This is a genomic window from Pseudomonas libanensis, from assembly GCF_001439685.1.
In the GTDB taxonomy this organism is placed as follows: domain Bacteria; phylum Pseudomonadota; class Gammaproteobacteria; order Pseudomonadales; family Pseudomonadaceae; genus Aquipseudomonas; species Aquipseudomonas libanensis.
In genome coordinates, this window is the sequence record NZ_JYLH01000002.1 from 547,105 (window position 1) to 572,826 (window position 25,722).

A 25,722-nucleotide genomic window follows, 5' to 3' on the forward strand; every position below is an offset into this window, starting at 1 on the left:
GTCAGGGGCGGCGCTTCATCCCATTTCGCAAGGAACATGCAATGCCCCTGGACCCTGATCTCGAAGGTTTTCTGGAACTGGCACAAATGGGTCGCCTGACCGGCAAAAGCCAACCCATGCACACACTCAGTGTTGAACAGGCTCGGCGGGAGTTCGAACAGACCTCCGCCATTCTCGACCCCAGCCCGCCGGGTTCGGTGGCGGTCACTGAGCTGACGGTCACCGCACGCGATAGCCATGTGTTGCCCGCCCGCCTCTACCGCGCACCAGGCACGGCGCAACTGCCGGCGATTGTGTATATCCACGGTGGCGGTTACGTGGTGGGCAGCCTGGACTCCCACGACTCCATCTGCCGCAGGCTTGCAGCCAGTGGCCAATACGCGGTGTTCGCACCCGCCTACCGTCTGGCGCCAGAAGCGGGCTTCCCCACCGCCGTCAATGACACCCTTGACGCCGCCAACTGGCTGGCCGAACAGGCCGGCAACCTGCAAGTGGATATCCATCGAATAGCCCTCGCGGGGGACAGTGTCGGGGCGACGCTGGCGGCGGTCTTGGCGATCACCGCAGTGAAGACGCCGCAACAACTGACGTTCAAACCCTGGGCCCAGTTGCTGTTTTACCCGGTCACCGACACCTCGCGGCAACGCAGTTCCCACCGGCAATATGCCGAGGATTACCTGCTGGAAACCGCCACGCTGGAATGGTTCTACCAGCACTATTGCCCGCACGCCCAACAGCGCCTCGACTGGAGAGTCTCGCCGCTACTGGCCGAAGGGCTGACCGCGCTGGCCCCGGCCTATATCAGCCTGGCCCAGTACGATCCGCTGTATGACGAAGGCCAGGCCTATGCGCAGTTGCTGGAAGCGAGCGGCACTGCCGTCACCCTGCAGGTGCAGTCGGGGCTGACCCATGACTTCCTGCGCATGAACGGAATCACCAGCGCCGTTGCCGGTATTTATGCAGAGGTGTTGAGCTGGTTGGGGGAACAGCGCTGAGTAGCGCCTGAGCGTCCCAGAATTAGAACCGGGGCTGATTGCCAGCCCCGGACATTGCAACTAGCCCTGCTGCACCTGCCGGGCCTTTTCCATCAGCGCCGCCTTCTCTTCAGGGCTCATTGCATCCAGGCGCAAACGTGCGTGGGCGATCTTCTCCAGTTGCCCCGCGACACTTTCACGCTCGCGCAATGCCCGCGCCAGTTCCGCCACGCTGGGGTGATCAAACACCACACCGGGGTGAATCTCGCATTGCAGCAGCTTGCGAATACCCGCGACCAGCTTGATCACCAGCAAAGAGTGCCCGCCTGCGCTGAAAAAGTCCTGGTCGATGCTCAACCGCTCCAGCCCGACCAATTGGGCCATGCGGGTGGACAGCAGTTGCTCAAGGGCGTCACGCGGTGCCACGTAGACATGCTGGGACACCACCGGCTGGGTGTGCTGCAACGCCTTGCGGTCAACCTTGCCGTTGGGCAGGCGCGGCATGCGCTCCAGGCTCAGTATCTGGCGCGGCACCATGGCCGCCGGCAGGCGTTCAACGAGCTGGGTTTTGAGCAGGGTCAATACCGCCTCATCCGCCGCCACACGCAGCACCACGAACGCCTGCGGTTCGTCTTGGACCACAACCACCACGGCTTCACTGACCTGGGGCAAGCGCAGCAGTTGCGCCTCTATCTCCGCCAGTTCAATGCGAAAACCACGCACCTTGACCTGCTGATCCCGCCGGCCATACAGCTGCACGCCGCCGTCTACCCGATAACGGGCCAGGTCGCCGCTGCGGTAGAGACGCTCGCCTGCCACCAGCGGGCTGCGGATAAACGCGTCGGCGTCAGCCTCGGCATTCAAGTAGCCCCGGCACAATTGGTGGCCACCGATATACAACTCGCCGAGTTCGCCCGGCGCCAGCAATTGCGCGTCAGCACCGAGCACAAATACTTGGTTGCCCGGCAGCACCTGTGTCAGCGGCACACCCTGGGCCAGGTCGTCACCGGGCAGCACCGGATGCACCATGACCCCCACCGTCGCTTCGGTGGGGCCGTAGTGGTTGAACAGGCGGCAATCGGGGCGCAGTTGCTGAATCCGCTGGACCAGGCTGGCACCGATGGCTTCACCGCCCAGCACCAGGGTCGCGGGTAATACGGCGTTTTCGGCTTCCAGCAAGGCGGCCAGGTGCGAGGGCACGATTTTCAGGCAGTCGATGCGCTGGTCTCGCAAGAACCTGGCGAAGACCTGCGGGTCTTGCAGGGTCGCATCGTCAGCGATATGCAGGGTCGCACCGTTGTACAACGCACCGAACAAGGCGGTATTGCCCAGGTCCGCCGCGACTGTGGAGCTGAACGCAAAGTGACGGCAGCCAGACAGGCCCAATTGCTGGCTGCTGCCTGCGGTGTAGTTGAGCAACGCGCCATGTTCGACCACCACGCCTTTGGGCTGCCCGGTGGATCCGGAGGTGAACAACACATAGGCGACGTCCCGGGCTTGCACGGGGACTGCCGGTGCCAATGGAGCGTCAGCAGTCGACGCGCCAGGGTTGAGGACCTTGAACGAGGCCATCGGCTCGTCCTGGTTCGGCGCTTGCGCCATCAGCACCAGGCTCGCGGCGGCATGCCGGGCGATTTGCGCCTGGCGCGCCGCTGGCCATTGCGGGTCCAGGGGCAGGTAGGCTGCGCCGGCACGCCAAGTGGCGAGCATGGCGACGACCAGCTCGACAGAACGGGGCAACGCCAGGCCGATGATCGACCCAGGCCCCACGCCCTGGCGCAGCAACTCGCCACTCAACTGCGCGGCGCGGGCGTCCAGTTCGGCATAGCTGAGGGTCTGGCCCGCATGCGCCAGGGCGATGGCGTGCGGCGTTTGCTGTGCCCAGGCGGCAATGCGCTGGGGCAACAACGGCGCCTCTAGCACTTGCGCTGGCGGGTTGAGTGCCAGCAGCCGGTTTTTTTCGGCAGCATCCAACAGGTTCAAGCACCCGATGACTGCCTGTGGATTGTCGGCAATGCCATGGAGCAACTGACGGTACTGGGCCAACAGGCTCTCGACTGCTTGGGCGCAGTAGCACGCGGGGTTGAAGTCCAGCGACACACCTTGCGGCTCGCCAGCTGCGCCGATGTCCAGCTGCAGTGCCAACTCAAATAGCGGTAGGCCGGCTGGCAGGTCGCTGCCGGCCCAGACCAGCCCGGCCACTTCACGCGGCGCCGACACTCGTCGGCAGCCAAAACCGATGGCTGGCCTGGCCTGCTGCGGGAACGCCCCGGGCGCCCAGTATTCCTGCCAGGTTCGGTGCTGGTCCAACTGTGCCGCCAAGCTCGCAGCCAGGTCACCGAAGGTGCTGGCCAGGTCGATACGAATCACCAGGGGCAAGGTTTTCTCGAACAGGCCCAGGCTATGCTCAAAGAATTCATAATCCTGGCGTGCGTCATGCCGCCAGCCCGCCAGGAATGTTTCGCGGCCGCTGATGCGGGCCAACAGCACCCACCAGGCCGTTTGCATCACCACGTCCAGCGCCAGTCCCGACGCTTGCAGGCGAGTCAACAGGGCTTGGTCCAGTGGCACGCTTAAACGCTGCGCAGGGGCGATGCCGCCACCGGGCCGCCGATAAGGCAAGTCCGGGCCGCCGAGCACCGGTTCGGGGGCTTGCACATGCTGCTGCCAGTACGCTTTGGCCACATCGGCGTCTTCGTCGAAGATCACCTCGCTGCGCCACTCCAGGTACTGCGAAAACTGCCCTGGTTCCTGCTCTTCAAACCCTTGCTGCCCATAGGCCGCCAGCAACTCCTGCTGGATCAGGGCCAAGGTCCCGGCATCTGCCGCGTAACGCGCGACGCCCACCAGCAGTTGCCAGTGGTCCGCTTCCAGGCGCTGCAACAACGCGCCGATCAGCGGCAGCGGTTGCTGCAACCATTGTTGCCGGCGGGCATTCACCTGTTGGGGCGACGCCACGTCAGGCCACTGGGTAAAGCTCACCGCCCCAGCCGCCGCTACTCGCTGGCGCAGCCCGTGGTAGCCGCTGACCGGGGTAAATTGCGCCGCCAAGGCTTCATGGCGCGACACCAGGCTGTCCAAGGCGTGTTGCAGGCGCAGCGGGTCCAGTTCGCCACGAATGTCCAGTTTCAGGCAGTGGGCCAGGTCGCCCCAGCTCGCCCCTTGCTCCCGGGCGTCCAGGTACTGTTGCTGCTCGGTCAGTAACGCCAGTCCCGGGTCCATCATTCCCTGTTGTGCAGTACTCATGCTCCGGCCTCTTCCTTTGCGGTCTCGCTGTGCGCGGCTTGCAGCGCGCTTCGTTCAATCATTTCGCCCATCGCCACGACGATCTTGCGCGGCCCTTCGAAGGGGTCGCGAGCGTGGGCAGCCAACATGTTGTCGAGCAGGATCACGTCGCCCTTTTGCCAGTCGAATCGCACCGCGCAGGCCTCGTACAACTCGCCCACCAGCGCCATGACTTCGTCTTCAATCGGCGAACCATCGCCGTAGTACACGTGACGAGGCATGCGCTGCTCACCGAACAATGCGAGCAAGTCCTCGCGCACATCCGGGTCCAGGCAGAAGATGTGATGCAATTGAACCTGGTTGAAGAAGGTTTTTTCCCCCGTCACCGGGTGACGGATGATCGCCGGGCACGGTGTGCGGATTTGCAGTTCATCGTTGTCCAGCCAGGTCCATTCGATGCCCGCAGCCCGGCAACGCGCCTCGACGTCGGCACGTACATCGGTCTTGAAGAAGTGCTGCCAGGAAACGTCCAGCTTGTCGGCAAAGGTGCGTACGTACAGCAGGCCCTTGTCTTCGAAGCGTTCACGTATCGCCACCGGCAGCTTGAAGTACATCTGCCGGCAATCCACCACCGGGGTGGCGCCGCCCACAGGCGAGGGTTGCTCGCAGAAGAACAGCTGCTTGCGCGGCCAGCGGTCCTGATGGGAGCTTTCGTTGTGGAACAGGATCATTTTCTTTTCAGGGTACGGCGTTGAACGGTAGGTGTTCTTGCCGCCCTCTTTTTTCGGCAAGTCGCCGTATTGGCCGTACAGCCCCGGCTGCACGGCTTCGGCAAACGCTTCGAAGTCATGAATGTCGCGCAGGGCAAAGCCGCGAAACAGAATCCCCGCATGGCGAGCCAGCTTGGCTTCCACCAGCGCGCGGTTTTCCTTGATCCAGGCCACCAGGTCCAGGCCCGGATCGGTAGGTTCCATCAGCAAGGGGAAGTCCTGCTCCGGGACCAGCAGCGTTTCACGCATCAGCGCGCCGGCAGGCTTGTCGGTGCGGCTTTGCGACTTTTTCAGGAACTTGCCCAGCTTGTCGGCCTTGATGGCTGGCGGTACGGGCGTGGTGGGTTGCTCCAGGGTATTGGTAGGCATGGTGATGTCCCCTAATTGAATGTTCGGATCACACACAATCTGCTCAAGAATTCCCGTCCAGGCGGCGACGAATGACTCAATGCGTTGTTGTTCAAACAGGTCGCTGGCGTACTGCCAGGTCCCGTGCAGGTGGCCGGCGTCTTCATCGATGAACAGGGCCATATCGAACTTGGAATAACCGCCACGGGTCGGCAACACTTGCACGTCTATGCCGTCGATCTGGCCGCCCTGCACTGGCAGGTTGTTCATGACGAACAGCACCTGTACCAGTGGGTTGAAACCCCGTTGGCGCGGACGCGATGAGGCTTCGACGATCATGTCGAACGGCAGGTCCTGATGTTCGAAGGCGTCCAGTGCAGTGCCCTGGGTGTTGGCCAGGAAGGCGCTGAACGGTTGTTGCGCCGCAAAGCTGGAACGCAACGGCAGGATGTTCACGAAGAAACCGATCAGGCCTTCCAGCTCGGGTTGCTGGCGCCCGGCAACGTCGGCACCGACCAGCACGTCGTCGCAACCGCTGAGCCGGTGCAGCATGACCTGGAACGCTGCCAGCATGGTGCTGTAGAGGGTGACGCCGGCTTTGGCCGAGAGTGCCTTCAAGCCCTCATGCAGGGCGGTGGGCAGTGTGAAGGCCAGGTCCCGGCCTTCGTAGGTGGGTGCCTGGGGTCGAGCTTTATCGGTGGGCAGTTGCAACACACCGCTGTGACCGGCCAGCGCCTGCTCCCAGTAGCGCGCCTGGGCGGCCAGTACGCCGGTTTCTTGCAGCTGCTGTTGCCACAGGGCGTAATCGGAGTACTGGATCGGCAAGGGTGGCAGCGGCTCAAGCACACCAGCCTTGGCGCGCGCATAAATGCCCACCAGCTCATTGACCAGCACGGCCATCGACCAGCCATCTGAGATGATGTGGTGCATCGAATACAGCAATACGTGTTCAGTGGGGCCCAGCTTGAGCACTTGCCCACGCAACAACGGCGCCTGCAACAGGCTGATGGGCTGGCGGGTATTGGCTTCAACGGCAACCGCGATCCGGTGCTCTTGTTCGGCCAGGTCCAGGGACGACAGGTCCACCATCGGCAAGTCGACATCCGCGTGCGCGGCGATGATTGCCAGCGGGTCGCCCTCCTCGTCGCTGACGTAGGCCGTGCGCAGGGTTTCGTGACGGGCAACCACTTGCGCCAGGCTTTCAATCAGCAGCGGCAATGACAGTCCGCCGCGCAAGCGCACGGCCAGCGGCATGCCATAGGCGCCACTTGCATCCGAAAGCTGCTCGACCACCCATAGACGGCGTTGCGCCAGGGACAGGATCACACTGGATTTATCACCCTGGGCCAGCAACGGGACGTGCCCCGCCGATGCGTCACGCCCACTCCGGGCAGCCACTGTGGCCACGAAGTCGGCCAGGCGCGGTGCGCCGAACAGATCGCGCAGGGTCAGACTGCAGGACAGCAACGCCTTCAAGCGTGCAACCACTTGAGTGGCCAGCAGCGAGTGCCCACCCAACTCGAAAAAGTGATCGTCCAGCCCGACCTGCTCCAGCTCCAGCACGTTTTGCCAAACACCCGCGACCTGGATTTCCAACGCCGTGCGCGGCGCCACGTAGTGGTTTTGCTGTTGGCTGGCATCCGGTTTCGGCAGGGCTTTGCGGTCCAGCTTGCCGTTGGGGCTCAGGGGCAGCGCGTCGAGGAACATCAGCAAGCCCGGCACCATGTAGTCCGGCAGCACCGCCGCCAAGGCCGCCTTAATCGACTGGCGCACCTGCGCTTGCGCCAGCGCCGTGGCGCGGGGCACCACGTAAGCCACCAGCTGCAAGCCAACGGCCGCCGGCTGCGCGAGGACGATGGCGTCTCGCACGAGCTCCTGCTCCAGCAACCGGGCCTCGATTTCCCCCAGCTCGATACGGAAACCGCGGATCTTCACTTGATGATCAATGCGCCCGACATATTCGATCACACCCGAGGCGTTGTAACGCGCCAGGTCTCCGGTGCGGTACAAGCGCCCGCCATTCTGGCTGAACGGATCGGGCATGAAGCGTTCGGCGGTCAGGTCCGGGCGGTTGAAGTAACCACGGGCCAACAACTCGCCGCCGATCACCAGTTCACCCACCACGCCGATCGGTGCCGGGGCACCGCTGTCATCCAGCAGGTAGATGCTGCGCCCGGCCAGGACTTTGCCGATGGGCATGGTCAAGGGTGTGGGGCGGGCGCCGGTCACGTAGTCGGTGCAGTCGAGGGCGGTGACGGTGACGGTGGCTTCGGTGGGGCCATAGGTATTGAGCAACTTGACATGCCCCAGGCCGGCCCCGGCCCACGCGGCAAGGCCTTCGGGCGGCATGGCTTCACCGCCGGCATGCACCTGCTTGAGGCGCCCATAATCGCGCGGGCCGGCCGCGGCGAAATCCTTGGCCAGCAGGTTCCAGTAAGCGGTGGTGAGGTCGACCACACTGATCTGGTGCCTGATCAGTTCGCGGTAGAAGGTCTCGGTGTCCCAGATCTCGGTGCCGCGCAGTACCACCGAGGCGCCGCAGATCAGCGCCGGGTACAACTGCTCGACGAAGCCGTCGAAGTTGAAGGTGGAAAACTGCAGGATGCGGTCATCGCCCTTGAGGTTGAAAAAATCCAGCGACACATAGGCATGGCGAGTCAGCGACAACTGGTTGATGCCCACGCCTTTGGGCCGGCCGGTGGAGCCCGAGGTGAACATCACGTAAGCCAGGTTCTGGGCATGGGCGCGGTTGCTCAGGTTGCTGGCGTCGAGGTCGACCCAGGCCAGGTCCTGGTCCAGGCACAGGTGGTCGACATAGGCGGGAATCGCCAGGCGTTCACGTAAGTGACTCTGGGTCAGCATCAGCCGGGTGCCGCTGTCTTCGATCATGCACAGCAGGCGGTCCTGGGGGTATTGCGGATCCAGGGGCACGTAGGCGCCGCCGGCCTTGAGCACCGCCAGCAGGCCGATGATCATGTCCAGGCCGCGCTCCACGGCGATCCCCACCAGCACGTCAGGGCCGACGCCCAGGCGCACCAGATGCCGGGCCAGGCGGTTGGCCCGGGCGTTGAGTTCGGCGTAGGTCAACTGGCGGTCTTCGAAGAGCAAGGCCGGTGCTGAGGGTTGCTGCGCCACCTGGGCCTCGAACAGTTGATGAACCCGCTGCTCACTGGGGTAATCGAGAGTGGCGGTGCTCCAGGCATGCACCAGCGACTGGTGCTCCTGGGCGTCCAGCAGGCTGAGTTCCGCCAACGGTAGCTCGGCCGCATCGAGCATATGCTTGAGCAGGTTGCTCAAATGCGTACCGAGACGCTGCACCGCCGCCGTTGAAAAGTGCCCATGGGCATAGCTGTAATGCAAGGTCAGGGTATCGCCCAGATTGACCGTCAGGGTCAGCGGGTAACTGGTTTGCTCATGGGTGTGCAGGGCCTCGAAGTGCAGGCCGTCGGGGGCGCCGCGTTGCAGCACTTCAGAGACCGGGTAGTTTTCGAACACCAGAATAGTGTCGAACAGTGCCTCGCCACCGCGACCGGCCCAACGCTGGATCTCGTAAAGCGGTGCGTGTTCGTGTTCGCGCAGGCTCAGGTTCAACGCCTGTACGCTTTGCAGCCAACTGCCGAGGCTTTGCTCGGCCTGCGGGGTCGCCACCACCGGCAGGGTGTTGATGAACAGCCCAATCTGTTGCTCGACCCCGGGCAAATGCGCCGGGCGCCCCGCTACCGTGGCACCAAACGCCACCGTGGCTTGTGCGCTGTAGCGTTGCAGCAACAACAGCCAGGCAGCTTGTACCAGGGTATTGAGCGTGACTTTCTGCTGGCGCGCAAATTCATGCAGGCGCCGGGTCTGCGTGGCATCCACCACGCAATAGTGTTCGCCATAGGCCGGCCCCGACAGTACCGGCACCTGCGCCAGGGCCAGGCGGGTCGGCTGCTCCAGTGGCAATAGCTGGGCCTTCCAGAATGCTTCGCTGGCGGCACTGTCCTGCTCTTGCAGCCAGGCAATGTAATCGCGATAGCGGCCCACTGCGGCCGGCGGGTTCTGGCCGCTGTAGCGCTGCAACACTTCGCCGAGCAACTGTGAGTTGCTCCACCCATCCATCAGGATGTGGTGATGGGTGTAAATCAGGTGCCAGTCGGTGTCCGTCAGTTGCACCAGGACCAGGCGCAACAGCGGTGGCCGGGCCAGGTCGAAAGGTTGCTGCGATTGCGCCTGGGCCAGGGCATCAAGGGTCGCCGGCACCGCCTCATGGTTGCGCCAGTCGAGCACGCTGAACGGCAACTGCACCTGGCGATGCACCATTTGCTGCGCCTGCGGCCAATCGCCAGGCCAGATGAACCCGGTGCGCAGGATGTCCTGGGCGTCGACGGTAGCCTGCCAGGCGGCACGAAAACGTGCGACGTCCAGCCCCTGCACATTGACGCGCATCTGGTTGATGTAATCGCCGGCGTCCTGCTCGTAAAGGCTGTGAAACAGCATGCCTTGCTGCATCGGCGACAAGGGGTACAGGTCTTCGGCCTCGGCGCCTACCTGCGCCAGCGTATCCAGTTGGGACTGGCTGATGCCGGCCAAGGGGAAATCCGACGGCGTCGCCTGCCCGGCTTCAAGCCCACAGCAATGGGCAATCAACGCCTTGAGTTCGCCAGCATAGTCGTCAGCCAGTTGCCGGATCGTCGCGCACGAAAACATCTCACGGCTGAAGCTCCATTGCAGGGACAGTTCGCCGCCGTAAACCTGCCCCTCGACCGTCAGCCAGTTGGCCAGCGGCGCAAGCGGGTCCTGGGCCAGACCGTTGCCTTCGGTGGACGGCACGAACAGCGCGCCTTCATCGAACTGGCGGTCAAACTGCCCAAGGTAGTTGAACGTGATGCGCGGCCGGGGCAGCGCCGCCAGGGCCGCGACCACGGATGGCGGGGCCAGGTAGCGCAACACGCCGTAGCCAACGCCTTTGTCCGGCACCGCACGCAGTTGCTCCTTGACCGCCTTGATCGCGTCCGACAGCGCGTGTGCCGGAGTCAGGTTGACGGGAAACAGGCTGGTGAACCAGCCGACGGTGCGGGTCAGGTCCACGCCGTCAAACAGGTCTTCACGCCCATGGCCTTCCAACTGAATCAACGCGCTGGCCTGCCCGCTCCAGCGGCACACCACACGCGCCAGTGCGGTAAGCAGCAGGTCGTTGACCTGGGTGCGATAGGCGGCCGGCGCGAGGGTCAAGAGTTGGCGAGTGGTCTCGGCATCCAGGGTGCAACTGACCTTTTCCTCCAGGTATTGATGCAAGACGCCCTGGGGGTTATCGCAGGGCAAATCCGCGGTCGACGCCTGCCCAAGCTGCGCTTGCCAGCCTTCCAGCTGAGGTAGAAAGTGTGGAACGGCGTCTTGCAGCCGGGCCGTCCAGGCTTGATAGGAGGTGGTCTTGCCCGCCAGTGCTGGCGCTGCGCCGTCGCGCAAGCCGACGTACAACTGCTGCAAATCGTCCAACAAGATGCGCCAGGAAACACCGTCCACCACCAGGTGATGGATCACCAACAGTAAGCGCTGGCTGTGGTCGGGCATCTGCACCAACAGCGCGCGCAACAACGGGCCGTCTTGCAGGTTGAGGCTGCGCTGGGCCTCATCACACAGCTCAGCCAGGGCTTCGTGACTGTCTACCTGGCGCTGCCAGAGCACGGATTCACCCACAGGCGCGCTGTAGTGCTGTTGCCAGCCCTCAGCGCCCGGCTGATAGCGCAGGCGCAAGCCGTCATGGTGGTTGAGCAGTTGCTGCAACGCGGCGTCCAGGAACGCCGCCACGATTGGCTCGCGCGGTATCAGCAACAACGACTGGTTCCAGTGCTGGCGCTGGGGGATGTCCTGGGCGAAGAACCAATGCTGCACCGGGCTGAGGGCCGCCTGGCCCTGGGCTGCACCCTGGTCGATCGTGGTGTGCAGGCGCAGGCTGGCGACTTGCGCCAGGCTACGCAGGGTCTGGTGCTGGAACACGTCCTTGGGGCTGAGGCTGATGTCGGCCTGGCGTGCCCGGCTGACCACCTGCATGGACACGATGGAGTCGCCGCCCAGTTCGAAGAAGTTATCGTCCAGCCCCACCCGTTCGACCCCGAGTACCGTTTGCCAGATTGCCGCGAGGGCTTTCTCCGTGTCGCTTTGCGGTCCGACGTGCTGCCGGGTCGATGGTGAGCTGTCGATGGCTGGCAGGGCCTTGCGGTCGAGCTTGCCATTGGGGGTCAGCGGCAAGCGTTCCAGGAACAGCAAATGGTTGGGCACCATGTAGGCCGGCAACACTTGCTTGAGGGCAGTCTTGAGGGTTTCGCGCAAGACTTCCTGAGCCTTGGCATCCCCCTGCAAACTCGCCTCGGCAGGCACCAGGTACGCCACCAGTTGCTGACCGCCCGGGCTGTCCTGGACCAGGACCGCCAATTCGCGTATCCCGGGCTGGCGCAACAGCTGAGCCTCGATTTCGCCCAGTTCGATACGAAAACCTCGCACCTTGACCTGATGATCGATACGGCCTTGGTACTCCAGAACGCCGCCGTCCTGGTAGCGCACCAGATCGCCCGTGCGGTACAGACGTTCGCCCTGCGTGGAGAACGGGTTGGGCACATAGCGCTCGGCGGTCAGGGCGGCGCGCCCGAGGTAACCACGGGTAATCCCCGCCCCTGCCAGGTAGAGTTCGGCGCAGACACCTTGAGGCACAGCCTGTAGCCGGGCATCGAGCAGATAGCTCGCGGTATGGTTGACCGGTCGGCCAATATTCGGGCGACCACCGGCGTTACGCCGGGTATAAGTGGAATAAGTAGTGTCTTCAGAGGGCCCGTAAAGGTCGTAGACATGCTCGACTCCAGGCAGCTGATAGAGAGCCTCCACCAACGCCTGTTTCAGTGGTTCGCCGGCCAGGTTGATGATGCGCACGCCGGGAGGAATCTGCCCCGTACGCTCAAGCGCAGCAATCGCCGATGGCACGGTATTGATCAAGCGCACTCGATCCCGGGCCGGCAGATCCGGCAATTGCAGGGCATTACGGGCAATGATCAGCGAGCCGCCGGCGGCCAGGGTCACAAACAGTTCCCACACCGACAGATCGAAACACACCGACGTCGAGGCCAGCACGCCCTGCACATCTTCACGGCTGTAGACCCGCTGCGACCAGTCGATCAGCGCCAGCACGTTACGATGTGCAATCGCCACACCCTTTGGCTTGCCGGTGGAGCCCGAGGTGTAGATCACGTAGGCCAGGTTGTCCGCAGTCACCGCCGTAACCGGCTCGATCTCAGGCCAGGGCGCCAGCAGCGTTGCCAGTTCATCGAGCAATATCAATTGCGTACCGGGGACGGTCGGCAGGGTTTGCGCCACGGCCTGCTCGGTCAGCAGCAACAAGGCACGACTGTCTTCGAGCATGTAGGCCACACGCTCGGCCGGGTAGTCCGGGTCGAGCGGCACATATGCACCACCGGCCTTGAGCACCGCCAGCAACGCCACCAGCAACGCCTCGGAACGGGCCATCGCCACGCCGACGCGCACTTCCGGCCCCACGCCATGCTTGATCAGCAGATGCGCCAGTTGATTGGCCTGCCGGTCCAGTTGCGCATAGGTCAACTCACGTACGCCGAAGGTCACCGCCAGCGCCTGCGGGGTTTGCCGCGCCTGCTCGGCAATGCGCTGGTGGATGCACTGTGTCTGGGGGAAGCTGTCGTGACGGGGGTTCCAGTCATGCACGATGCGCTGGTATTCGTCCTCGTCCAGCAACGGCAAATCGCCAATGGCCTGCCGGGAGTCGGCCACCATGCCCTGCAACAGCCGCAACCAGTGGCGCGCCATGCGCTCGATGGTGGCAGGCTCGAACAGGTCATCGGCGTAGGTCAGCGCGGCATGCAGGGTGCCTGATTGTTCATAGGTATCCAGTGTCAGGTCAAATTGCGTGGTACGGCCTTGACGCTGCACCAGGCTCAGTTCCAGGCCCGATGCGGTGCTGACCGTGGAAATATCCGCCACCTGAGGCTGGTGGTTGTACATCACCTGGAACAGCGGGGTGTGGCTTAAGCTGCGCTCGATATTCAGCGCTTCAACCAGCCGTTCGAAGGGCAGATCCTGATGCGCCTGGGCACCGAGGGCCGCTTCCTTGATGGTCGCGAGCAATTGGTCGACAGGGGTTTGCCCGTTCAATTCAGTGCGCAGTACCTGGGTGTTGACGAAGAAACCAATCAAACCTTCGACTTCACTGCGGTTACGGTTGGCGATCGGCACGCCGACGCGGATATCGCCCTGGCCGGTATAGCGATGCAGCAGCACATTGAAGGCGCCGAGCAGCAACATGAACAAGGTGACGTTGTGTTTTTGCGCGCAACTGCGCAGTTGCGCAGCCAGCGCCGGATCAATCGCGAAGTTATACCGCGTGCCTTGATAGCTGGGCATCGCCGGGCGCGGATGATCGGTCGGCAGTTCCAGCACCGGATGCTCATTGCCCAGGCGCGCCTGCCAGTATTGGAGTTGACGGGCCTGCTCGCCCGCTTCCAGCCAGCGTCGCTGCCACAGGGCGTAGTCGCTGTACTGGATCGGCAGCTCGGACAGCTGCGGCGTTTCGTTGCGCTCATGGGCGTCATAGCAACGGATGAACTCATCGATCAGCACGTTCATTGACCAACCGTCGGAGACGATGTGGTGCAGCGTCAGCAGCAGCACGTGTTCCTGATCGGCGAGTTTGAGTAATTGCACGCGCAGCAGCGGGCCGTGTTCCAAGTCGAATGGCAACAAGGATTGGCGGGTAGCGGCGTCGTTGACGGCCTGCTCGCGCTCGGCGGCGGGCAAGGCGCTGACGTCCAATTGCTCGACCGCAAGCGACGGCTCTATCGCCACTTGCACCAGATGCTCATCGGCCTGGCGTTGGAACACGGTGCGCAGGGTTTCGTGACGCGCCACCAGGCTGGCGAATGCTTGTTCCATCGCTGGCAGGTTCAGCGCGCCGATCAAGCGCACCGCGCCGGGCAGATTATAGGCGCCGCTGGCCGGGTCCAATTGCCAGAGAAACCACATGCGCTGCTGTGCGTAGGACAGCGCCTGGCGGTCCTGCGCCTCTACCCCTGCCGGAATCGGAAACCGGGAAAACTCCACGCCCTCTTTCTGCAAGGCTTGCAGGAACAGCTGGCGTTTTTCCAGAGGCAGCCCGATAAACCGGCGAGCAAGTTTCAAGGAGTCTTCAGCATTCATTTCTTCGAATCCGGGGCAATAGGCGGGAAGCACAAAGGCACGTCGTCCCTATAAAACGAACCGGAAGGGGAAAAATTAGCGCGGGATGAATGGCGTCGAGCGAGCTGTCATCAAGGGTTACACCAATCTCAGGTAAGGCACGCGAAGCCAAGCTAGCATTGACGAACACCACTTTTTGCAACTACATTTAGTTACACGCAGGGAACGCCGTGTCCAAAAATGAAAAGCTGCTCGCCAAACTGCTCAATGAGCACATGGCATTTACCTGGCCCGAGCTCGTCACACTGTTACGACGGCTCGGATACACGCAGATTGAAGGGGCCGGAAGCCGGGTCAAATTCGCCATCGGCGACCCCAGTGCAATGATCACGTTGCACAGGCCTCACCCCGGCAACGAACTGAAGCACTACATTCGTCGCCAAATCATCGAACAATTGAAATCAGGAGAACTGATTCAGTGAACAACCAGCTGAAACACAATGGCTATATCGGCTCCATCGAAGCCAGCCTTGAAGACAACTGCCTGTTTGGCAAGGTCCTGTTCATCAAGGCATTGGTGAGCTACGAAGGTAAAACCGTCGCAGAACTGGACGCCGCCTTCCGTGAAGCGGTGGACGATTACCTCGCGACCTGCCAGGCCCTCGGGCAAACGCCGGAGAAGCCCTGCAAGGGTTCATTCAACGTGCGCATCGGGCATGACCTGCACTTGGCAGCAGCCCTGGCAGCAACCCGTAAGAAAGTGACGTTGAATGATCTGACGCGCCAAGCGTTGAGCGAGTTTCTACAACATCATTACCCAGAGCCATGCCCGGCGATAGGCTGACTAGCCCAACCGTCGGTAACCCAGCACCGCCGAGCCCAACACCACTGCCCCCGCCGCCAATGCCACCCAGAACCCGCTGGCGGCGCCGAAGTGGTCGATCATCCAACCGGAGCTGGCGGCGCCGATGGCCACACCGATGCTCAAGCCGGTGATCAGCCAGGTCATGCCTTCGGTGAGGCGGCTGGGCGCGACGATCTGCTCGACCATGGCCATGGACACGATCAAGGTGGGCGCGAAGAACAGGCCGGAGATAAAAATCGCCGCGGCCAGGCCCGGAATATTGCTCACCAGTAACAAAGGCAAGGTCGTCACCGCCGTGGCCACGCCGCAGTACAGGAACTGCCGGGGCAACGGTGCCTTGAGCTTGAGGGCACCAAAGGCCAGCCCGGCCAGGCATGAACCGATGGCATACACCGACAGCACGATACTCGCCGCCGCCGGCTGGCCCTGATGCTGGGCGAACGCCACGCTGACCACATCCACCACGCCGACGATCACACCCATGGCCAGCAGCAGGACCATCAGGATCAGCACCGAGGGCGAAGCGATCAGCCAGCGACCGTGCGCATCGTGGTGTGCGTGGACCGGTGGCTCGGTCTGCCGCTGCAATACAAAGGTGGTCACACCTATGGCCAGCAATACTGCCGCCACCAAGGGCCCGGCTTCAGGAAACAGCACCACGCTCAGTCCCACGGAGATAGGCGGCCCGATAATGAAGCACACCTCATCGAGCACCGACTCCAGGGCAAACGCGGTTTGCAGCCTGGGCTGGCCACGGTACAGCTCGGTCCAGCGTGCCCGCACCATGGCGGACATGTTCGGCATGCAACCGGCCAGCGCGGCAAACAGGAACAGCGTCCAGTTCGGTGCCTGCAAGCGCGTACACAGCAGCACCATCAACAGCGCCCCGCCGCCGATCAACGCGGCAATCGGCAATACCTTGCCCTGGCCGTAGCGGTCCACCCAACGTGAAACTTGCGGCGCGCAGAACGCCGTAGCCAGGGCAAACACCGCCGCCACCGAACCGGCCAGGCCATAGCCGCCATGCACCTGGGACAGCATGGTGATCAGGCCGATGCCGGTCATTGATATCGGCATGCGCGCCAGCATGCCGGCGAGCACAAAGGCCCGGGCACCGGGGACCTGGAATAATTCGGCGTAGGGGTTTGCCATCCTGCTTGACCTCTTGCTTGAAGCCCCGGGCTTGCTATCTGAAGCGATCAGGGCAGAATACATACGGTGCGTATGTGGCAGATCATGCTTTACATACGCAGCGTATGTCAATCACCCAGCGAAGAGACTTCCATGAGCCGAGCCCGTGCCGAAATGATCGAAGCCACCCGCGCCCGCCTTATAGCCAGCGCGCGCCGAGCCTTCGCCACCCAAGGCTATGCCAATACATCGATGGATGACTTCACCGCCCAAGCCGGGCTGACACGCGGTGCGTTGTACCATCATTTTGGTGACAAAAAAGGCTTGCTGGCGGCCGTGGTCGCCCAGCTCGACAGGGAGATGGACGAGCGCTTGCAACGCATCTCGGAGCAGGCCGCAGAACCCTGGAGCGGTTTTTGCGAACGCTGCCGAGCTTATCTGCGCATGGCCCAGGACCCTGAAATCCAGCGCATCGTGTTGCAGGATGCGCCGGCGGTGCTGGGCAATACCGGCCCCCAACAAGATTGCGTCGAATCATTGCGCCAATTGCTGGAGGCTTTGATGCAGGCCGGGTTAATGCCTCAGGCCCCCAGCCAAGCGCTGGCGCAGATGATCAACGGCAGCCTGGTCAATACCGCCTTGTGGATTGCCCGGGATGACCACCCGGGCACGCGGCTGGAAGAAGCCTTGCAAAGCCTGGAGCTACTTTTGCGCGGGCTGAGCCTCAAACCAAGCGCTTGATCTGCTTATGCCGCCACACCAGCCGGTAGTACAGAGTCTGCAGCACCAGCATCGCCAGGTAGGTGACCGGGAAGGCCATCCACACCCCTTCCAGCCCGAAGTGGGCGTTGAACAGGTAAGCCATCGGCAGCTCCACGCAGAGCACGCAAAAAATCGAGATCGCCACCGGCATCAGCACCACGCCACTGGCGCGCATGATGCCGCCGATCACCGCCTGGAATCCAAACACCAGGATGCTCCAGAGCATGATGTGCAGCAGGTGTTCGGCCCTGACCCGTGCGCTGTCGTCGGTGATGAACAGCCCCAGCAGCCAGTGCGACAAACCGTAACCGAGCACGATCAGCGCACCGGTCAGGCACAGGTTGATCACCAACCCGGTGCGCAGGATCGGCCCGATGCGCTCCAGGCGCCCGGCGCCAATCGCCTGGGCACCGAGGATCGACGCGGTAATCGCGATCGACAGCGCCGGGAACTGCACATAGTTGACGATCTGCGTGACCGCACCATAAGCCGCCGTGGCCTGGGAGCCGTGGCCGTTGACCAGGGCCAGGATGACCAATTCCGACAACGACAACACCACCATCTGCAAGCCCGTCGGCAGACCGATACGCAGGACCTTGCCGAGGATCACCCGGTCCAGGCGCAAGGCCGCGAGCAACTGGCGATCCGGCGCCATCACATGGTTTTTATGCCGCAGGCGCAGGACCAGGAACAGCATCGCCAAGGCGTTACCCACCAACCCAGCGTACACCGCACTCTGGATGCCCATGGGTGGCAGGCCGATCCAGCCGCGGATCAGCGCCGGGGTCAGCACCAAGCCCACCAGGGTCGAGACCATCAACGCCAGCAGCGGCGAAATCGTGTCGCTGACCCCGCGCAGCAATTGGGTATAGAGGATGAAGACCAGCAGCAACGGCATGATCAACATCATCATCTGGGCGTAACCCACCGCATCGTCGAGCACATCCAACGGCGTACCCAATGCCTGCAAGGCCGGACGCGCAAACAGGCTGCCCAGTACCGCGGCGCTCAGGCCCACCAGCGCGCCCAACGTGAGAGTGGCGCCAGTAATTACTTTGACCAGCCCCGTCTCCTGGGCGCCCCACGCCTGGCCGATCAATACCGAAGCGCCCGCCCCCAGGCCGATCACCAGGGCGATAAAGAAAAACACGATGGGGAACATCCCCGACACCGCCGCCAGCGCCTGGGTGCCGAGCATCTGCCCGACATAGATGCCGTTGAGGGTGCCGGAAAAGCTTTGCAGAAAATTGGACAGCACCATGGGTGCCAGAAAGATCAGATAGATCTGCCACAACGGCCGTTGCTGGGTAACTTCCATGCTGGTTCGAGTCCCGGAGTGATTAGGCTGGGAAGGCATTGCGCGACAGCCAGCCCAGGTACGTCTGCACGTCCGCCGGCCAGTGCGCGATGTGGTGCAAGAAGCCGGCCCTGTCCTGGGCAAACAGCGCGCGCGAGGCGTCTTCAAAGCCCGGCAGGTTGCCGCCAATGGCGTTCATGAAGCGATAGCTGGCCTCTTTGGCCTGGCGCAGTTGATCAACACTGGCGTGGGCCGTGCGCGCTTCATCCACCAACCGGCGCAGGGCCGCCGACGCACCGCCGCGCTGCTGGCCGAGCCACTCCCAATGACGTGGCAGCAAGGTCACTTCGCGAGCGACCACGCCCAATTTCGGACGGCCTACCGAGGGCATGGCAGGTGGCTCGTCGTCGCTTTCGACCGGGGCCGGAGGCTGCGGCGCGTAACCCGCTGGCCACGGGTAATCGATCTGTGTGCCGGTAATGTCATCGAAGACCAGAAAGCTACCGGCGGGCAACGCCTGAGCGGCAAGGGCCTCAGCCACATCGGCATAGGTGCCGGCGGCGATGCGTTGATGGCCCGCGAAAGCTGTGCATAGGGAAAGGTTTTGCGTAGGCATGGCTTATTACCCGGATATTATTTGTTTTACCCGGGTTATATTAGACTGAATTGGCCGACTTGCAAGAATCTTTTTGCGGGCGCAATTGCCTACCCGTTAAAGGCCTGCGAGGGCCGACGCAACGTGGGGTCGAATGGGTTGACGCGCGGCCCGATTGCCGCGGCTTCGCGTTTGAGCAACTCCACGACCATCGGCAAGCGGCTCGGCCCCAGGCGATCACTGATGGTCGCCACACTCAATGCTGCCACCGCATGCCCCTCGCGATTGAGGATCGGCACTGCCAACCCCGCCATGCCTTCCAGCACCCCGGTATTGCGCGCCGCATAACCCAGGCTGCGGACATTCTCCACTTCCGAACGCAGCAGCACTTCGTCGTACAGGTGGAAGTCCCTGAGCCGTGGCAGGTTGTAGCGAATCACTGTCTCGCGCTCCTCCTCCGGCAGGAACGCCAGGATCGCCAGGCTGCCCTGCCCCACGCCCAAGGCCACGCGCCCGCCGATATCGCCGGTAAAGGTGCGGATCGGGTACGGGCCTTCGCTGCGGTCCAGGCAAATCGCATCGAAGCCGCTGCGCGCCAGCAGGAACAACGAATCACCTAACGAAGCGCTCAAGCGCAACAGGCTCGGGCGCACCAGCTCGCGCAGGTTGCCGGTCTTGCCGGCATTGGCCGCCAAGGCAAAGAACTCCAGGCTCAGGCGATAACGCTTGCTGCGCGCATCCTGCTCGACCATGCCCTCCTCCACCAGGCTACGCAGCAGGCGGTGGGTGGTAGGTTGGGACAAGCCGACCTGTTGGGCGAGCTGGGTAACACGCTCGCCGCCTTCGGCCACCTCGCCCAGGGTACGCAGCAATGCGAACAACCGAGATACGCCGCCCGCGCCGACTTCCTTGCTACCATCATTCCGCTCAGTGGAATCCAAACCGCTTATCTCCCTATAAAATTCTGTTAAGTGAATAAATATTAAAATATTACTCATGGAGTGAAATTCCATCTTCCACCCATCCTAGTCTTCGTCCTAATCTGCGTCCACAGGGGCGAAATGAACAACAAACGGCAGCCGACTCAAGATCGAGCGCCAACGCACCGGCAACACTTCATTCGCATCTGCCCAAAACAAAAAAAGCGCGTTTCGACGCGACTGAAAAAAGGTGGAACGCAGACATGGCATTTCTCCAACTCAACGCCTTGAGCAAACGCTACGGCGCCGTCGACGCAGTGGTCGCCACTGACCTTGCGGTGGAAAAAGGCGAGTTCGTTTCCCTGCTCGGCCCTTCCGGCTGCGGCAAGACCACTACCCTGCAAATGATCGCCGGCTTCGTCGATGTGAGCGGCGGGCAGATCCTGCTCGACGGTCGCGACATCACCCACGCCAAGCCTGCCAGCCGTGGCTTGGGCGTGGTGTTCCAGAGCTACGCGCTGTTCCCTCACATGAGCGTGCGTGACAACGTCGCCTTCGGCCTGAAGATGCGCAAGGTGCCGGCCGTGGAAATTGCCAGCAAGGTCAAGCAAGTACTGGAGCTGGTACGCCTGGCTGCCCACGCTGAGCGCTACCCCCGGGAGTTGTCCGGTGGCCAGCGCCAGCGCGTGGCCCTGGCCCGTGCGCTGGTGATCGAGCCGCCGGTGCTGCTGCTGGATGAGCCGCTGTCCAACCTCGACGCCAACCTGCGTGAAGAAATGCAATTTGAAATCCGCCGCATCCAATGCGCTGTCGGTATCACCACCTTGATGGTCACCCATGACCAGGCCGAAGCCCTTTCCATCAGTGACCGTGTGGTGGTGATGCAGGCCGGGCGCGTGACCCAGATCGACGTGCCCTACAAGCTCTATGAACACCCGCGCACGCGCTTTATTTCGGACTTCGTCGGCAAGGCCAACCTGCTGGCCGGCGACTACGATGCCCTTGGCACGCCCCAGGTGCGTCACGAGAGTGGCGATGGCGAACTGACCCTGAGCCTGCGCCCGGAAAAGATCCAATTGGTGGATGCAGGCGCCGGCCGCGTGCAAGGCAAGGTGCTCGACCGCTATTTTTTCGGCAGCCAATGGCTGTACCGCATTCACACCTCGCTCGGCGAAATCACCGTGGTGCGCAGCAATGACGGCCGCCCACCGCTGGGCTGTGGCGCGGCGGTGGGCCTGCAATGGCACGCGGATCTGCTGCGGGTGCTGGCGGCGGATGAGGTGCACCCATGAGTCGCGGTTACCTGCTCTCGCTGCCGGCGTTGGCGCTGTTTGCCGGGCTGCTGCTCCTGCCCCTGGGCCTGACGTTGGTACTGTCGTTCAACGTGTTCGACTACCAGGTGGGCGTCAAGCCCGATGAGTGGACCCTGGCCCATTACCTGGCATTGTTCAGCGATGCCTACTTCTACGAGATTTTTTGGCGCACCTTTTGGATCAGCGCCTTAGTGACCCTGCTATGTGTGGTGATAGGCGTGCCGCAAGCCTACATCCTCAGTCGCATGGGTACGCCGTGGCGCTCGATCTTCCTGATCCTGATCCTCACGCCGCTACTGATTTCGGTGGTGGTTCGCGCGTTTGGCTGGAGTTTGCTGCTCGGCGCCGACGGCCTGGTCAACCAGGTGATCCAGGCCCTCGGCGGGCGTCCGCTGAAGCTGCTGTACACGCCCTTCGCGGTGATCATCGCGTTGGTGCACGTGATGCTGCCGTTCATGATCATCCCGGTGTGGACCTCGCTGCAAAAGCTCGACCCCTCGGCTGAGCAGGCTGCGCTGTCCCTTGGTGCGAGCCAGGCCACGGTGATGCGCAAAATCGTGCTGCCCCAGGTAATGCCCGGGGTGTTGTCCGGCACCCTGATCGTGTTCGGCCTGGCCGCCAGCTCGTTTGCAATCCCCGGCCTGCTGGGTGGACGCCGCCTGAAAATGGTCGCCACGGTGGTGTACGACCAATACCTGTCGGAACTCAATTGGCCCATGGGCGCGACCATTGCCGTGGTGCTGCTGTTGGTCAATCTGCTGATCATGCTGAGCTGGAACCGCATGGTCGAAGGCCGCTACAAAAAGTCCCTGGGGGTTTAAGCGCATGTCTAGAAACGGTCCTTTGGCCCTCGGTTTTCATACGGTGGTGGTAGTGTTCATGATGGCGCCGCTGATGGTGGTGTGCCTGGTGGCGTTCACCCCGGAGAACACCCTGAGCCTGCCCACTTCGGGCTTCTCCCTGCGTTGGTTTCGCGCGGTGTTCGAGCGCGCCGACTTTATCCAGGCGTTCTATAACAGTTTGATCCTGGCCTTTACCGCCGCGTCCCTGGCGACCCTGATTGCGGTGCCGGCGGCCCTGGCGATCAGTCGTTATGCGTTCCCCGGGCGCAATTTTTTCAGTGCGTTATTTCTGTCGCCGATCATCATCCCGCATCTGGTGCTGGGGGTGGCGATGCTGCGCCTGTTTGCGCTGATGGGCGTCAACGGCAGCTTCACCTGGCTGATGCTGGCACACGTCGTGATCATTACGCCCTATGTGCTGCGCCTGGTACTGGCCGCTGCGATCGGTATCGATCGCAGTGCCGAGCAGGCTGCCGAGTCCCTCGGCGCCGGGCGCTTCACGCTGTTTCGGCTGGTCACCCTGCCGATGATCCTGCCCGGCGTGGCGGGCGGCTGGTTGCTGGCCTTCATCAACAGCTTCGATGAAGTGACCCTGTCGATCTTCGTCAGCTCGCCAGCTACTCAAACCCTGCCGGTGCGCATGTACGTGTACGCCACCGAGTCCATCGACCCGATGATGGCCGCCGTATCGGCACTGGTGATCGCACTCACCGCAGCCACCATGATCGTGCTCGACCGGGTCTACGGCCTGGATCGCGTGCTGGTGGGGAAACACTGATGGCCTTGTTCAAGCGCTTGACCGAAACCCAGCGCCCTGCCCTGGCGTTCACCCTGGATGGCCAGCCCGCCACGGGCTTGCTTGGCGATACGCTGCTGACCGCCGTGCTGACCTGCGCCGAGCATGTGCGCGGCAGTGATTTCAGCGCCGAACGCCGCGCCGGTTTTTGCCTGATGGGCGCCTGCCAGGATTGCTGGGTACGGCTTGGGGACGGGCGCCGAGTGCGCGCGTGCTCGACCTTGCTCGAAGCCGGCCAGGCGATCAGCCGTGACCCGGGGCGTCAGCCATGAAGCCGGTGGTGATTGTCGGCGCAGGCCCGGCGGGCATCCGCGCCGCCCGCACGCTGCTCGACCACGGCATCCGGCCCTGCCTGATCGACGAGAACCTGCGCGCAGGTGGGCAGATCTATCGGCGCCAACCGGAAAATTTCCAGCGCTCGGCCAAGCAGCTTTACGGTTTTGAAGCGGGCAAGGCGCTGGCTGTGCACCACACCATGGATGAACTCGCACGGTTGATCGACTATCGGCCGCACACCCTGGTGTGGAACGCTGAGGACGGCCGTCTCGACCTGCTCGACAATGGTCGCGCCGAGAGCATCGAGTACTCCAGGCTCATCGTCGCCACCGGCGCCACCGACCGCATCCTGCCGGTAACGGGCTGGACCTTGCCCGGTGTCTACAGCCTGGGCGCGGCACAGATCGCCTTGAAATATCAAGGCTGCGCGATTGGCGAGCGCGTGGCGTTTTGTGGTTCAGGGCCATTGCTCTATCTGGTCGCTTACCAATACGCCCAGGCTGGCGCCAAGGTGGTGGCGGTGCTCGACAGCGCGCCGTTCAGCGCCCAGTGTCGCGCATTGCCGGCACTGCTCAGGCAACCGCTGACCTTGGCCAAAGGCATGTATTACCGCGCCTGGCTGAGCGCCCACGGGATCCCCGTGCATCAGGGCGCAACCCTCAGGCAGATCGACGGCGACCAACGGGTTCACGGGATTCGCTGGGGCGAACAGACTCTGGAATGCGACGCGGTGGCCTTCGCCCATGCCTTGCGCAGCGAGACGCAATTGGCGGATTTGCTCGGCTGTGAATTTGCCTGGAGCAGCCTCAACCGTGCCTGGTTGCCCCAACGGGACAGCGCCGGGCGCAGCAGTGTCGAAGCGGTGTACCTGGCCGGTGACGGCGCCGGGATCATGGGCGCAGAGGCGGCGCAAATGGCGGGCGAATGTGCGGCGTTGGCGCTGCTGGAGGATGCCGGCAGCACGGTCGATCAGCGCCGCCGGGAGGCACTGCAGAAACAGTTGGCGCGTATTCGAGGCTTTCGCCAGGGCCTGGAAACCGCGTTCCCATTCCCTGAACACTGGGCCGCGCAAGCGCCGGACGAGCTGATGCTGTGCCGCTGCGAAGAGGTCAGCGTCGGCGCGGTGCGGGCGGTGGTGGATGAAGGCCACTGGGAAGTCAACCGGGTCAAGGCCCATTGCCGCGTCGGTATGGGACGCTGCCAGGGACGCATGTGCGGGTTGGCGGTGGCGGAAATTGTTGCTGAGCGCAGTGGGCGTCGCATCGATCAGGTGGGACGCCTGCGTGGCCAGGCGCCGATCAAGCCATTGCCGTTTGGCGTGGAGGTACAACCGTGATCGACGTCATCGTCTTGGGCGGCGGCATCGTCGGCGCTTCGGCGGCCTTGATGCTGGCGCAGAAAGGTCAGCGGGTGGCGCTGGTGGAGCGGGACTTTTGCGGCTCGCATTCCAGCGGCGTCAATTACGGCGGCGTGCGCCGTCAGGGTCGGCCTTTGCACCAGCTGCCGTTGTCCCAGCGTGCCCATCAACTGTGGGCCGACTTGCCGGGGCTGATCGGTATAGACGGCGAATATGTGCGCTGCGGGCATTTGAAGCTGGCCCGCAGCCCTGCGGACTTCGCCGCGCTGCAAGCGTACGCCACGCAAACCGTTGGTTTTGGCCTGGACTTGCAGTTGCTGGATCAGCGCCAATTGCACGCACACTTCCCTTGGGTGGGCGACGTGGCCGTGGGCGCCTCGCTGTGCCCCGAAGACGGGCATGCCAACCCGCGCTTGGTCTCCCCGGCCTTCGCCCGCGCCGCGCAACGTCTCGGTGCCTCGGTGCACGAGCAAGCCGAGGTAACCCGCATCGAACATGACAGCCGTCAGTTCCAGGTGCATTGCGCCAACGGCCTGCACTTGCAAGCGCCCTGGCTGCTCAACTGCGCCGGCGCCTGGGCTGGCAGTGTCGCCGCGCAATTCGGCGAGCCGGTGCCGATCACTTCGGCGCACCCGGCGATGCTGGTGACCGAACCGTTGCCGGTAGTGATGACAGTCAGCACCGGCGTCGAGGGCGGCGGCATCTATGCGCGACAGGTCGCCAGGGGCAATTGCATCCTCGGCGGCGGTCGTGGCTTTGCCGTCGGCCCACGCATGGCCAGGCCGGGCCAGGTGGCGGTGCTGGAGATTTTGCGCAATGCCGGCGAGCTGTATCCGTTTCTCAAGGGCGCCCAGGCCATTCGCACCTGGAGCGGCACCGAAGGTTACTTGCCCGATCACGAACCGGTGATCGGCCCCAGCAGCACCCAACCGGGGCTGCTCCACGGTTTTGGCTTCGCCGGCGCCGGGTTCCAGCTGGGCCCCGCGGTCGGTGAAGCCCTGGCAGAAATCGTCTGCACAGGGGCCAGTTGCCACCCCATCGAAGCGTTTTCCATCCGTCGTTTCCAAGCCTGAGAGG

General features: G+C 63.3%; 16 protein-coding genes. 10 read left to right on the forward strand and 6 right to left on the reverse strand.

Annotated elements, in window-relative coordinates:
* The first annotated feature begins 41 nt into the window (after nt 1-41).
* Nucleotides 42-995 carry an alpha/beta hydrolase gene (locus TU73_RS04965; RefSeq protein WP_057011244.1) on the forward strand — a complete coding sequence of 318 codons (954 nt, stop codon included), beginning with the start codon at nt 42-44 and terminating at the stop codon, nt 993-995.
* 60 nt (nt 996-1,055) lie between these two features.
* Here the strand turns inward: TU73_RS04965 and TU73_RS04970 are convergent, their stop codons facing one another.
* Both TU73_RS04970 and TU73_RS04975 read right to left on the reverse strand, forming a co-directional pair.
* Nucleotides 1,056-4,220 carry a non-ribosomal peptide synthetase gene (locus TU73_RS04970; RefSeq protein WP_057011245.1) on the reverse strand — a complete coding sequence of 1,055 codons (3,165 nt, stop codon included), beginning with the start codon at nt 4,218-4,220 and terminating at the stop codon, nt 1,056-1,058.
* Complete coding sequence (locus tag TU73_RS04975; protein ID WP_057011246.1) at nt 4,217-14,512, reverse strand: non-ribosomal peptide synthetase; 10,296 nt, start codon at nt 14,510-14,512, stop codon at nt 4,217-4,219. The genes TU73_RS04970 and TU73_RS04975 overlap by 4 nt, the downstream gene beginning before the upstream one ends.
* A gap of 209 nt (nt 14,513-14,721) precedes the next feature.
* Between TU73_RS04975 and TU73_RS04980 the strand changes: the two genes are divergently transcribed.
* Together TU73_RS04980 and TU73_RS04985 are read left to right on the forward strand one after the other, a co-directional pair.
* Nucleotides 14,722-14,973: a type II toxin-antitoxin system HicA family toxin gene (locus tag TU73_RS04980; RefSeq protein ID WP_057011247.1), complete on the forward strand. Its 252-nt coding sequence runs from the start codon at nt 14,722-14,724 to the stop codon at nt 14,971-14,973.
* Nucleotides 14,970-15,335 (forward strand): type II toxin-antitoxin system HicB family antitoxin, encoded by a 366-nt coding sequence (locus TU73_RS04985; protein ID WP_057011248.1) that lies wholly within the window; start codon nt 14,970-14,972, stop codon nt 15,333-15,335. The genes TU73_RS04980 and TU73_RS04985 overlap by 4 nt, the downstream gene beginning before the upstream one ends.
* On the opposite strand, the gene TU73_RS04990 is transcribed toward TU73_RS04985, so the two are convergent.
* Nucleotides 15,336-16,508 (reverse strand): MFS transporter, encoded by a 1,173-nt coding sequence (locus tag TU73_RS04990; protein WP_057011249.1) that lies wholly within the window; start codon nt 16,506-16,508, stop codon nt 15,336-15,338.
* Nucleotides 16,509-16,640: 132 nt separating this feature from the next.
* Here TU73_RS04990 and TU73_RS04995 point away from each other — a divergent pair, with 132 nt between their 5' ends.
* Nucleotides 16,641-17,228: a TetR/AcrR family transcriptional regulator gene (locus tag TU73_RS04995; RefSeq protein WP_057011250.1), complete on the forward strand. Its 588-nt coding sequence runs from the start codon at nt 16,641-16,643 to the stop codon at nt 17,226-17,228.
* Here the strand turns inward: TU73_RS04995 and TU73_RS05000 are convergent.
* From TU73_RS05000 to TU73_RS05010, 3 genes are all read right to left on the reverse strand, one after another.
* The gene (locus TU73_RS05000; RefSeq protein WP_057011251.1) at nt 17,212-18,567 is read right to left on the reverse strand and encodes an MATE family efflux transporter; all 1,356 of its coding nucleotides are present in this window, start codon (nt 18,565-18,567) and stop codon (nt 17,212-17,214) included. The two genes, TU73_RS04995 and TU73_RS05000, sit on opposite strands and share 17 nt — an antisense overlap.
* 22 nt (nt 18,568-18,589) lie before the next feature.
* The gene (locus TU73_RS05005) at nt 18,590-19,162 is read right to left on the reverse strand and encodes a DUF2239 family protein (RefSeq protein WP_057011252.1); all 573 of its coding nucleotides are present in this window, start codon (nt 19,160-19,162) and stop codon (nt 18,590-18,592) included.
* Nucleotides 19,163-19,251: 89 nt separating this feature from the next.
* Nucleotides 19,252-20,082 (reverse strand): IclR family transcriptional regulator, encoded by an 831-nt coding sequence (locus TU73_RS05010; RefSeq protein ID WP_057011253.1) that lies wholly within the window; start codon nt 20,080-20,082, stop codon nt 19,252-19,254.
* Nucleotides 20,083-20,324: 242 nt separating this feature from the next.
* Here TU73_RS05010 and TU73_RS05015 point away from each other — a divergent pair, with 242 nt between their 5' ends.
* From TU73_RS05015 to TU73_RS05040, 6 genes are read left to right on the forward strand one after another with little or no spacing between them, the layout of a single operon-like run.
* Nucleotides 20,325-21,353: an ABC transporter ATP-binding protein gene (locus TU73_RS05015; protein WP_057011254.1), complete on the forward strand. Its 1,029-nt coding sequence runs from the start codon at nt 20,325-20,327 to the stop codon at nt 21,351-21,353.
* Nucleotides 21,350-22,195 carry an ABC transporter permease gene (locus TU73_RS05020; RefSeq protein WP_057011255.1) on the forward strand — a complete coding sequence of 282 codons (846 nt, stop codon included), beginning with the start codon at nt 21,350-21,352 and terminating at the stop codon, nt 22,193-22,195. Before TU73_RS05015 ends, TU73_RS05020 begins: the two co-directional genes overlap by 4 nt.
* A gap of 4 nt (nt 22,196-22,199) precedes the next feature.
* Nucleotides 22,200-22,994: an ABC transporter permease gene (locus tag TU73_RS05025; protein ID WP_057011256.1), complete on the forward strand. Its 795-nt coding sequence runs from the start codon at nt 22,200-22,202 to the stop codon at nt 22,992-22,994.
* Nucleotides 22,994-23,284 (forward strand): (2Fe-2S)-binding protein, encoded by a 291-nt coding sequence (locus tag TU73_RS05030; RefSeq protein WP_043049533.1) that lies wholly within the window; start codon nt 22,994-22,996, stop codon nt 23,282-23,284. Before TU73_RS05025 ends, TU73_RS05030 begins: the two co-directional genes overlap by 1 nt.
* Nucleotides 23,281-24,624: an FAD/NAD(P)-dependent oxidoreductase gene (locus tag TU73_RS05035; protein ID WP_057011257.1), complete on the forward strand. Its 1,344-nt coding sequence runs from the start codon at nt 23,281-23,283 to the stop codon at nt 24,622-24,624. The genes TU73_RS05030 and TU73_RS05035 overlap by 4 nt, the downstream gene beginning before the upstream one ends.
* The gene (locus TU73_RS05040) at nt 24,621-25,718 is read left to right on the forward strand and encodes an NAD(P)/FAD-dependent oxidoreductase (protein WP_057011258.1); all 1,098 of its coding nucleotides are present in this window, start codon (nt 24,621-24,623) and stop codon (nt 25,716-25,718) included. The genes TU73_RS05035 and TU73_RS05040 overlap by 4 nt, the downstream gene beginning before the upstream one ends.
* Nucleotides 25,719-25,722 lie beyond the last annotated feature (4 nt).